1 protein-coding gene and 1 rRNA gene are annotated in these 1,606 nt (G+C 62.6%); both read left to right on the forward strand.

Features of this window, described 5'->3' with window-relative positions:
* Positions 1-39 precede the first annotated feature (39 nt).
* A complete protein-coding gene (locus AC067J_RS44035) occupies positions 40-588 on the forward strand; it encodes a MarR family winged helix-turn-helix transcriptional regulator (protein ID WP_031109794.1) in 549 nt (182 codons plus the stop codon).
* A gap of 661 nt (positions 589-1,249) precedes the next feature.
* Positions 1,250-1,606: ribosomal RNA gene (locus AC067J_RS44040) — 16S ribosomal RNA — on the forward strand; the annotation flags it as partial.

Genomic DNA, 1,606 nt, shown 5'->3' on the forward strand with positions numbered 1-1,606 from the left:
GGACTTCAAGGCAAAGAACGACCGTGCGATACTGCGCACATGGGCGACACCCCCGGCCCCAGCGAGCCGACCCTCGAAGAGCAGATCGCCGCGTACCAGCGCGAGTTCCAGGACCTCGACCCCCAGGTCGAGCAGATCGTCTCGGCCCTCTCCCGCCTGAACCGCCGTATGAACGTCGCCTACGGCCGTCAGACCTCGACCCTCGGCATCAGCAACACGGAGTGGGAGGTCCTCAAGGCCCTCGTCCTCTCCGGCGCTCCCTACCGACTGGGCCCCAGCGACCTCGCCAAGCGCCTCGGCCTCACCCCGGCCGCGATGACTCACCGGATCGACCGCATGGTCGCCGAATCTCTGGTGACCCGTGAGCGAGACGAGTCCAACCGCGTACGAGTCATCGTGGAGCTGACATCCGAGGGGCGAGAGAAGTGGCTGGAGGCGATGCGCCTGGCGTCGGTCTTCGAGGAGGACCTGCTCCAGGACCTGACCCCCGACGAGCGCACGGCGCTGGGCGAAGTGCTCACGCGCCTACTGCGACGGGTCGAGGACGCCCAGCCGGACGCCGGCGGACGCCTCACCGACCTGGACTGAAGCCCGGGACGAAAAGATCTTGACAGGGCCGCTTGACAGCCCCCTGGCTGATCCGTAGAGTTCTTCGGGTTGCCGCGGAGCCGTAACGGTTCTTCGACAGCACTTCCGCCGCAGCAGCGGCACCCAAACCACCAGCTCGACCTCCCGACAGGGTTGATTTCGGCACGCCCGAATTCAATTCGAATTGGGACTCGACGACCGATCGACTCCACACCGGCTTCGATTTGGGAATCGCCGAGAGGGCGCGCTAAGGTTAGGGACGTCGGAACGGCCCAACAGCCGCGAAGACAAACCCCGCTGACCGGGGATCAGGCCCGAAAGGATCTGATAGAGTCGGAACCGCCGGAAAGGGAAACGCGGAAGCGGGAACCTGGAAAGCACCGAGGAAATCGGATCGGAAAGATCTGATAGAGTCGGAAACGCAAGACCGAAGGGAAGCCCGGAGGAAAGCCCGAGAGGGTGAGTACAAAGGAAGCGACCGTTCCTTGAGAACTCAACAGCGTGCCAAAAGTCAACGCCAGATATGTTGATACCCCGTCCATCGGATACCCGATGGTCGAGGTTCCTTTGAAGAAAACACAGCGAGGACGCTGTGAACGGTCGGGCCTATTCCGCCTGACTGTTCCGCTCTCGTGCGTGTCATCCCGATTACGGGAAAACATTCACGGAGAGTTTGATCCTGGCTCAGGACGAACGCTGGCGGCGTGCTTAACACATGCAAGTCGAACGATGAACCACTTCGGTGGGGATTAGTGGCGAACGGGTGAGTAACACGTGGGCAATCTGCCCTGCACTCTGGGACAAGCCCTGGAAACGGGGTCTAATACCGGATACTGACCACTGGGGGCATCTTCAGTGGTCGAAAGCTCCGGCGGTGCAGGATGAGCCCGCGGCCTATCAGCTTGTTGGTGAGGTAGTGGCTCACCAAGGCGACGACGGGTAGCCGGCCTGAGAGGGCGACCGGCCACACTGGGACTGAGACACGGCCCAGACTCCTACGGGAGGCAGCAGTGGGGAA

This window comes from Kitasatospora sp. NPDC042419 (assembly GCF_056437345.1).

Bases quoted from the DNA above. Each gene is read 5' to 3' on its own strand.
- AC067J_RS44035 (WP_031109794.1), top strand. From the start codon at position 40: ATGGGCGACACCCCCGGCCCCAGCGAGCCGACCCTCGAAGAGCAGATC.